The following is a 9,408-nucleotide window of genomic DNA, read 5'->3' as shown; positions in this document are numbered from 1 at the left end:
AGGAATCGAACCAGGGACACATGGATTTTCAATCCATTGCTCTACCAACTGAGCTAAGAAACCATTCTTATTACTTCGTTGTTTTAAAGTGATGCAAAAGTAGGAAGTTTTGGTATATGATGCAAATATTAATTCTGTTTTTTTTAATAAATCTTAAAAACCTATTGATTTTCAGTTTGATTATTTTCCTGCTCCCGTCTTATTTGCTCACTCATCTCTTCCAATACAGGTTTTATGGTGCTTTCCGGAAGGTCGCTGATCCGGATATACATTAAGCCATCGATGGCATCATTAAAGTTGGGATCAACATTAAAGGCGATCACTTTTGCGTTCTGCTTGATGTATTTTTTAATTAAAACAGGCATTCTCAGTTCGGGCTCAAGGTCATCGATGATTTTGTCGAGTTTGTTTAAATCAGATTCCATTTCATCCAAAAACAAATGTTTGTCGCGATCCTTAAGTTTTACCTTAAACTCATTTCTTGGTGTAATGTACTGAGCGACAGCAGAATCATAATAATTGGAACGCATAAATTCAATCATCAGAGACTTGGAGAATTCCGAAAATTTATTCGAAATACTTACTCCGCCCATCAGAAATTTATGGTCAGGATTTCTCAGGCATACATGCACAATTCCGCGCCACAAAAGGAAAAGCGGAAGCGGCTTCTGCTGATATTCCTCACAGATGTATGCACGCCCCATTTCAATTACTTTTTTGAAAAATGGATGTATATCCTGCTCAAATTCAAATAAAGAACTTGTGTAAAATCCTTTAATTCCGAATTTTTTCATCACATCCTTGCCTAAAGCCATTCTGTAGGCACCGGCCAATTTTTCTGCGGTACTGTCCCACAGAAATAAATGATGGTAATGTTTATCGTATTCATCAAGGTCGAAGGGTAAATTACTGCCTTCTCCCACAGCTCTGAACGTTAATTCCCGCTGTCTCCCAATTTCCCTCATTACAGAAGGAATTTCTTCATAAGGAGTAAAATAAATTTCGTAATTCCCGTTGCTGAAGAGCATCCTGTCGGTTCCCCTGAGTTTTGAAATATCTTTCAGTAAGTCTTCTTTCGGAGTTTCGTCAATGATATTCTGTACAATATTTTCTTCCCTTAAAAGAGGGAATTTTAAAGATAAATTTTTAAGATTAATGGCCTGTGCAAGCGACTTTCTTTTTTCATAATAAGACTTCATCATATAGACTTTCCGTCTTAGAAATTCGCCCAGTTCTTCAATGTTTTCGCTGTCATCCATTACTTTTACAGTGATGGGTCTGCCAATTCTGATTCTGATTGGTTCTTCTCTGTCCTTCATCATTTCAGACGGAAGCATGATGGTCTGAAGATTGGAATGCATTTTGGCAACCTGATAAAACATTCGGCTGTTTTTGGCATGAAAGTACATTGGAACCACAGGCACCTTTGCCATTTTTATAAGTTTAAGTGCAGGTATTTCCCATTCTTTATCCAGAATCTCTCCGTAAGGATTATTTTTATTGGAAACTTCACCCGCTGGGAAAATTCCCACGCAACCGCCATTCTCAAGATGTTTCAGTGTACCCCGCATTCCGGATGCACTGCTGTAGGCATCTTTTCTTTTCTCAAAAGGGTTTACAGGAATTACGTAGGGTTCCATGGGCTGAATTTTTTCCAGAAGAAAATTTCCCATTACTTTAAAATCCGGACGTATCTCCGACAGGATTTTACACATCAGAATACCGTCAATCGCACCCAGCGGATGATTGGAAACCAAAATGAAAGGTCCTGTTTTAGGTACTTTTGCGAGATCTTCTTCGAAAACGATGTAGCTTAAATTTCTCTCCTTAACGAAAGAATCGAAAAAATCCTTGTCTTTTTTATCCTTTAATTTATCATAAAGAGTATTGACTTCATTTATTTTGGTAAGACTCATAACGGCAGATGCAACAGGATTTTTGAGGAATCCCAACCGCCCAAGTCCGGAAGCTTTTATCAGATCATTTTTCGATATTAAACTCATGTTTATTTAGTCGGAATTAGTTTTATTGTGTTACCATCTGCAGCGTATTTTTAGAGATTTGTTCCAAAAGCACGTTTTTTTGCTGATAATACTGATCAATGTTTTCTTTTTTAGCATGCCTTACTGTAAATAAAGATACATTTTTTATCAGTTCGGTTTTAAATTCTTTTTGCAGTTCACTGTTCAGTTCATCAGCCTTCAGAAATTTGTCTTCAAGACATAAAGCTAATGAAATTGCCGAATTCTGCATCAAGGAAACTTTAATTTTATATTTTGCCAGAAAAGCAAAAACCTGGCTCATGTGATCTTCTGCGATAAAGGAGAAATCTCTTGTAGAAATTTTAAGCAAAGTCTGATCTTCCTTTAAAATATACGATTCTTCATTCTGGTTACTTTCTGAAAACCCAACTTTAGTACCTGCTTTTGTAGGATCCACAAAAGATTTCACGTAAAAAGGAATATTTTTCTGCTGAAGCGGCTGCAGAGTTTTTGGGTGAATTACACTTGCTCCGTAATAGGCCATTTCAATGGCTTCTTCATAAGAAATGTTGGAAAGCAAAGTGACATCTTTAAATTTTCTCGGATCACCGGTCATTACTCCCGGAACGTCTTTCCAGATGGTCATCGCTTCAGCACCGAGGCAGTATGCAAAAATCGCTGCAGAGTAATCTGAACCTTCCCGTCCTAAAGTCACTGTGAAATTGTTTTCATCAGAACCGATAAATCCCTGAGTGACGTAGCAGATTTCTTTGTTTAAATTAGATATAAATTCTTCCGTTTTGGCCCAGTCTACATTACCTTCACGGTAAGAATTGTCTGTCTGCACATAGTCTCGTGCATCAAGCCATTGGTTGGTAAACTGAATTTCATTTAAATATTCGCTTACAATTTTAGTGGAAATCATCTCTCCACAACTCACCACCTGATCGTACACAAAATTGTAGTTCGGAGATTTATTTCTTCTTAAAAATGAATCAATGTCATCAAAAAACAGATTTATTTCTGCAAAAACAGCATGATTTTCAGGGAAAAGCCCATTGGCAATCTCAATGTGTTTTCGTTTTATCTTCTCAATTTCGGCTTGGTAGTTATCTTTCTTGAAGTAAAGTTCTACAACCTTCTCCAGTTCATTAGTTGTTTTTCCCATTGCTGAGATTACAAGCAGACATTTAGAAAACCCCTGGCTTTCCAATACTGCAGACACATTTTTTACACCTTCTGCATCTTTCACTGATGCACCACCAAACTTGAAAATTTTCATTAAATTATTAAGAATAAAATTGTTAGATATAAATCATTCGGTTTTTTTTCGGAGCTCAAAATTATAAATTTACAACGATATATGAAAGGGCTTCTCTAATGGCGGTGATTTCAGTTTTCCTGTTTAAAATTCACATAATCACAGAGTAAGATCAGTTTTTGGTAAACTTTTTAATTTAATTTTAATAAAATACGCTGCATTTTAACAATGTTTCCGAAGTTAAGCCACTGATAGTCAATCCAGAATTAAATTATTAACATTTACTTTATATATACTGTAAATTTCCCGATATTTGGCAAAACCGTTTTAGCAAATAAAATTATGTCAGATCAGTCATTACAGACATTAGGAGAATTTCTTATCGATAAACAGGAAGATTTTCAATATTCTACAGGTGAATTTTCACGTCTTTTAAGTGCAATCAGGCTTGCCTCCAAGATCGTAAACAGGGAAGTTAATAAAGCCGGTATCGTTGATATTACAGGTGCAGCCGGCAACCAGAATATTCAGGGTGAAGAGCAGCAGAAACTCGATGTGATCGCCAATGATATTTTTATCACGGCCCTTTCTCAGAGAGAAGTTGTATGTGGAATTGCTTCAGAAGAAAATGACGATTTTATCGATATTAAATGTGGTGAAAACGGCCATTTAAGCAAATATGTAGTTTTAATAGATCCTTTGGACGGTTCTTCAAATATTGATGTAAATGTTTCTGTAGGAACAATTTTCTCAATTTACAGAAGGGTTTCAGAGCCGGGAACTCCCGTTCAGCTCGAAGATTTCTTACAGAAAGGAATTAATCAGATCGCAGCTGGATATGTGATCTATGGATCTTCAACAATGATTGTGTACACTACAGGAAACGGTGTGAACGGATTTACACTGGATCCTTCTTTGGGAACATACTATCTTTCTCATCCGAATATGAAATTTCCTGAAACGGGAAAAATCTATTCAATCAATGAAGGAAATTATATAAAATTCCCTCAGGGTGTGAAAAATTACCTTAAATACTGTCAGATGGAAGAGGGCGACCGTCCTTACACTTCGCGGTATATTGGTTCTTTGGTAGCCGATTTTCACAGAAATATGCTGAAAGGCGGAGTTTATATTTATCCATCCTACGGTCAGGCTCCAAACGGAAAACTGAGACTGCTTTACGAATGTAATCCAATGGCTTTTATTGCTGAGCAGGCTGGTGGAAAAGCAACAGACGGATTCAGAAGAATTCTGGAAGTTGAGCCAACAGAATTGCACCAGAGAATTCCGTTTTTCGCAGGAAGCATCAATATGGTTGAAAAAGCTGAAGAATTTATGCGAATTGACAGCGTAAAATAAATGACAGCAAAATATTTTAAATATCTTTTAGAATTCAAACGCCCGGGAGGAACTTCCCGCGGCGTTTTGCATGTAAAGGAGACTTTTATACTTGAAGTTTTTCAGGACGGCAGAAAAGGAGTGGGAGAGTGTGCGGTTTTCAGAGGCTTAAGTTTTGATGACAGACCCGATTATGAAGAAAAGCTGCAGTGGCTTTGTGAAAACATCAATGAGGATTCTCAATTTTTAAAAGAAGAATTGAAAGAATTTCCATCAGTTTGGTTTGGCTATGAACAGGCTGTTTTAAATTTAAATCATGGCGGAAACTTATATTTTCCTGGAGAATTTACTGAAGGCAAAACTCCAATCACGATCAATGGTTTGATCTGGATGGGTGACATTGATTTTATGGAAGAGCAGATTCAGGAAAAACTTCAGCAGGGTTTTCACTGTATCAAACTGAAAATTGGCGTCGACTGGAAATCTGAATATAAAATCCTACAGAAATTAAGACAAAAATTTTCAGAAGACCAGCTTGAACTGCGTGTCGATGCCAACGGTGGTTTTACTAAAGATGATGCTAAAATGGTTCTTAAACAGCTTTCAGATTTAAAAATTCATTCAATCGAACAACCGATAAAAGCCGGAAACATTACTGAAATGGCAGAATTGTGTGCCGAAACTCCAACTCCAATTGCTTTGGATGAAGAGCTGATTGGTATCATTAATATTAATGACAAAATAAAACTTTTAGATGATCTCAAACCTCAGTACATCATCCTGAAACCCTCACTGGTAGGTGGTTTTTCCGGCTGTGACGAGTGGATTTCTATTGCGGAAAATCAGAATATAGGATGGTGGATCACTTCCGCGTTAGAGAGTAACATAGGACTGAATGCGATTGCACAGTATACATTTACAAAAAATAATGCTATGCCTCAGGGTTTGGGTACGGGAGGATTATTTACAAATAATTTCGAAAGTTATCTCGGTCTGAAGGGAGATAAGCTTTATTTCAGTATTAAGTAGATCAGGATTTTAAACTACATCTTCTGCAAAAATTGCTTTTTTAAGGTAATCTAAAAAGGTGGTAAACTTTCTCTTCATCGTTTTCATTTAAGTTGTGCTTAGGGATGACAAAGTTAACAAAATATATGCCAATAAGTAAATGCAAATTTTAATATGGAAATATTCTAATTTGATTCTATCCAGTTTTCTTCAATATACTTTTGCGTTCAGTATATTGATAATTAACAGTTTGACTATAAAGTTTAAACTTTTAATCAACATTAATGTGCAACTTAAATCTTTGAAAGAAAGATTCGGTTAAAAGTTTTCGGAGTTCTTTTTTTCCATACTAAAGGTCGTTCTTTTTTTTCTGATTTCGGGAGATTCATTAATAAATTATCTTTTTTTTACACTTTAAATTTTCCTAAATTTGCAGATTGTCGGTGAATACGACATTTTAAAGCGAATTTTAATGGAAGAAGAAAAAAAATCACTCAATTTTATTGAGCAAATTATCGAAGATGATTTGGCAAACGGACTCAAAAGAGATGAGATTCGTTTCCGTTTTCCGCCTGAACCAAACGGTTATCTGCATGTAGGTCATACAAAAGCGATCTGCATCAACTTTGGTCTGGGTGAAAAATACAATGCTCCCGTAAACCTTCGTTTCGACGATACGAATCCTGAAAAAGAAGAGCAGGAATACGTAGATTCTATCAAAAAAGACGTTGAATGGCTAGGTTTCAAATGGGATAAAGAATTGTACGCCTCCGATTACTTCCAGCAGCTTTACGACTGGGCAGTTCAGTTAATTAAAGAAGGAAAAGCTTATGTTGATGAGCAGCCATCTGAACTGATTACCGAGCAGAGAAAAAATCCTACAGAACCGGGGGTGGAATCTCCATACAGAAACCGTCCTACAGAAGAATCTTTAGATTTATTCGAAAGGATGAAAAATGGTGAATTTGAGGAAGGTTCAATGTCACTGCGTGCAAAAATCGATATGATTTCGCCGAATATGAACATGCGTGATCCTGTAATGTACAGAATTTTAAAAAGGCCTCACCACAGAACCGGAACAAATTGGAAAATTTATCCAATGTACGACTGGGCACACGGTGAATCCGATTATATCGAGCAAATCTCACACTCATTGTGTTCTCTGGAGTTTGAAAATCACAGACCATTGTACAACTGGTATTTGGATCAGGTGTATGAAGAGGGAAAAGTGAAGAACAAGCAGAGAGAATTTGCAAGAATGAATGTTTCCTACATGATTACTTCCAAAAGAAAACTGCAGAGATTAATCTCAGAAAAAGCAGTTAATGGTTGGGACGACCCGAGAATGCCTACCATTTCCGGAATGCGCAGAAAAGGTTTTACAGCAAATGCTATCAGGAATTTTATTGATAAAGTAGGTGTTGCCAAAAGAGAAAATTTAATTGAAATTCAGTTATTGGATTTCTGCGTCCGTGAAGATTTGAATAAAGTCGCGAAACGTGTAATGGCGGTTGTAGATCCTGTAAAATTGATCATTGAAAACTATCCTGAAGGACAGGAAGAATTGCTTGAAACGGAAAACAATAATGAGCAGGAAAATGCAGGAACGAGACAGATTCCGTTCTCTAGAGAACTTTACATAGAGCGTGAAGATTTCAAGGAAGAGGCAGGAAACAAATTCTTCAGACTTAAACTGGGCGGAGAAGTCCGTTTAAAATCTGCTTACATCATCAAAGGTGAAAGAGTAGAAAAGGACGAAAACGGGGAAATCACCACTATTTACGCTTCTTATGATGAAAAATCAAAGTCGGGAAGCGGAACTGAAGAGAGTTTAAGAAAAGTAAAAGGAACCATTCACTGGGTGTCTGCAAAGCATGCGATTCCTGTGGAAGTGAGAAATTACGAGAAATTATTTACAGTAGAACAGCCTGATGCTGAGAAAGATGTAGATTTCTTAAATTTCATCAATCCTGAATCTGTCAATATTATTCAGGGATTTGGAGAGCCGGGTTTAAAGGATGTTGAAGTGGGCGAACCGCTTCAATTCCAGAGAATTGGGTATTTTACGAAAGATCAGGATTCCACAGATACAAATTTTGTATTCAACAGAACCGTGACTTTAAAAGACTCTTATAAGCCAGAGTAAAAATTTATTTATATCATATAAATGAACAGGGCTTAATTTTTTAAGCCCTGTTTTTTTTGAACAGTATTTAAGGAAAATGCGACGTACACGCTCATTTTTACAGCATCATTTGTGAAAAATAACAGTAGACTGAATTTAAAAAAATAAAATAGTCCCAATGGGACGACCTGCCAAAGGATAGGATGAAATCCTATCAAACATCATTCATCAATCATAAGACATCATGAAACTCATCAATCTATACACCAACTCATTCAAAGGGCTCTCACAGGAAAGCTGGATGCTTGCACTGGTAATGCTCATCAACCGTGCGGGTTCGATGGTGCTCCCGTTTTTGGGCGTTTACATGACGGCTCATCTCAAATTCAGTATCGAAAATACTGGAATTGTGCTCAGCTTTTTCGGAATAGGTTCTGTAATAGGCTCCTGGCTTGGTGGATTTATCACAGACAGAATCGGAGAATATAAAGTGCAGTACCTCAGTTTATTATTGAGTGTGCCGTTATTTTGTTTAATTCCGCTTTTCAAAACGGAAGTAGGTGTGGCTGCAATTATTTTACTGCAGAGTATTGTAAGTGATGCTTTCCGGCCGGCAAACTCGGTGGCAATTACAAAATATGCGAGACCCGAAAATATTACCAGAGCATTTTCACTCAACCGAATGGCAGTCAATCTAGGATTTTCTATCGGTCCGGCTTTGGGTGGAATTATGTCAGCTATCTCATATGAGTTTCTGTTCTATTCCAACGCATTAGCTGCTTTGTCGGCAGGGATTTTATACATTATTTTCTTCAGAAAACGCAATAAGCTGGCAAAATTAAAAGCCAGAAAAACAGCAGAAACTGTTGAAATAAAAAAAGAAAATTCGCCGTATCGTGATGGCAGATTTTTGGTTTACTGCTTTTTATGTATGCTGTTTGCCATCTGTTTCTTTCAGTTATTCAGTACACTGACGATCTTCTATAAAGACACAGCGAAACTGAGTCAGCAAAACATCGGTTATCTTTTGGGCTACAGCGGATTTATCGTCGTTTTACTCGAAATGGGACTGGTTCAGATTGCCGAAAAGTATTTAAGCTTAGCCCGAACCATGTTCCTTGGAACCTTCATTTGCGGACTTTCGTATGCGATGCTCGGCTTTGATCACAGTATTATCACCTTAATCATTTCAATGACTTTACTGTCTGTTGGCGAAATTTGGGCGCTGCCGTTTATGTCAACAATTACAGCTTTACGTTCAGGAAAAAACAACAAAGGAGCGTACATGGGACTGAATGGAATTTCCTTTTCCATCGCTTTCATAGTAACTCCTTATCTGGGAACATTGATTGCAGAAAAAATGGGTTTTACAGTGCTTTGGATTGGTACCGGAGCAGTTGCCACGTTGATCGCGATCGCCTTCTACTTCATTGTTCCGTGGATGATTGGTGAGCAAAAAGACAAGGTGTAAATTTTGAATTTGGGCGTACCCCTGCGTTTGCCAGGCTAACCTCACAGGTTTTGAAAACCTGCGAGGTCTTTCCAGCCGCCAAAACTTCGGGTCGGGCTGCTCTGGGGTCCGCTCCGCTCCCGTACTCCGTTCGTACCTCACTGCGCACCGGCTCCTCCGTCGCCGCCCGCCACATCCCTCACGCAGAGACGGGTAAGCTTAAAACAATTTTTTTTCTAAAAGA

Annotated in this window: 6 protein-coding genes; 4 read left to right on the top strand and 2 right to left on the bottom strand. The window is 37.6% G+C overall.

The window, feature by feature from the left end; all coding sequences use genetic code 11:
• Positions 1 to 161: 161 nt before the first annotated feature.
• Together ASG21_RS14020 and ASG21_RS14015 are read right to left on the bottom strand one after the other, a co-directional pair.
• Positions 162 to 2,003 carry a lysophospholipid acyltransferase family protein gene (locus ASG21_RS14020; RefSeq protein ID WP_056081338.1) on the bottom strand — a complete coding sequence of 614 codons (1,842 nt, stop codon included), beginning with the start codon at positions 2,001 to 2,003 and terminating at the stop codon, positions 162 to 164.
• A gap of 22 nt (positions 2,004 to 2,025) precedes the next feature.
• On the bottom strand, positions 2,026 to 3,264 hold the full coding sequence (locus ASG21_RS14015; RefSeq protein ID WP_056081335.1) for an aspartate kinase: 1,239 nt from the start codon (positions 3,262 to 3,264) through the stop codon (positions 2,026 to 2,028).
• A gap of 321 nt (positions 3,265 to 3,585) precedes the next feature.
• Here ASG21_RS14015 and fbp point away from each other — a divergent pair, with 321 nt between their 5' ends.
• From fbp to ASG21_RS13995, 4 genes are all read left to right on the top strand, one after another.
• A complete protein-coding gene (gene fbp / locus ASG21_RS14010) occupies positions 3,586 to 4,602 on the top strand; it encodes a class 1 fructose-bisphosphatase (protein WP_056081333.1) in 1,017 nt (338 codons plus the stop codon).
• On the top strand, positions 4,603 to 5,610 hold the full coding sequence (locus ASG21_RS14005; RefSeq protein WP_056081330.1) for an o-succinylbenzoate synthase: 1,008 nt from the start codon (positions 4,603 to 4,605) through the stop codon (positions 5,608 to 5,610). It abuts the gene before it with no gap.
• A gap of 451 nt (positions 5,611 to 6,061) precedes the next feature.
• A complete protein-coding gene (locus ASG21_RS14000; RefSeq protein WP_056082423.1) occupies positions 6,062 to 7,735 on the top strand; it encodes a glutamine--tRNA ligase/YqeY domain fusion protein in 1,674 nt (557 codons plus the stop codon).
• Positions 7,736 to 7,958: 223 nt separating this feature from the next.
• A complete protein-coding gene (locus ASG21_RS13995) occupies positions 7,959 to 9,185 on the top strand; it encodes an MFS transporter (protein WP_082482426.1) in 1,227 nt (408 codons plus the stop codon).
• Positions 9,186 to 9,408 lie beyond the last annotated feature (223 nt).

Source organism: Chryseobacterium sp. Leaf394, assembly GCF_001424105.1.
GTDB lineage: Bacteria > Bacteroidota > Bacteroidia > Flavobacteriales > Weeksellaceae > Chryseobacterium.
The sequence above is the reverse complement of the archived record's forward strand: the minus strand, read 5'-3'. Positions and strand labels throughout refer to the sequence as shown.

Bases quoted from the DNA above. Each gene is read 5' to 3' on its own strand.
- ASG21_RS14015 (WP_056081335.1), bottom strand. From the start codon at position 3,264: ATGAAAATTTTCAAGTTTGGTGGTGCATCAGTGAAAGATGCAGAAGGT.
- ASG21_RS13995 (WP_082482426.1), top strand. From the start codon at position 7,959: ATGAAACTCATCAATCTATACACCAACTCATTCAAAGGGCTCTCACAG.
- ASG21_RS14020 (WP_056081338.1), bottom strand. From the start codon at position 2,003: ATGAGTTTAATATCGAAAAATGATCTGATAAAAGCTTCCGGACTTGGG.
- ASG21_RS14000 (WP_056082423.1), top strand. From the start codon at position 6,062: ATGGAAGAAGAAAAAAAATCACTCAATTTTATTGAGCAAATTATCGAA.
- ASG21_RS14005 (WP_056081330.1), top strand. From the start codon at position 4,603: ATGACAGCAAAATATTTTAAATATCTTTTAGAATTCAAACGCCCGGGA.
- fbp (WP_056081333.1), top strand. From the start codon at position 3,586: ATGTCAGATCAGTCATTACAGACATTAGGAGAATTTCTTATCGATAAA.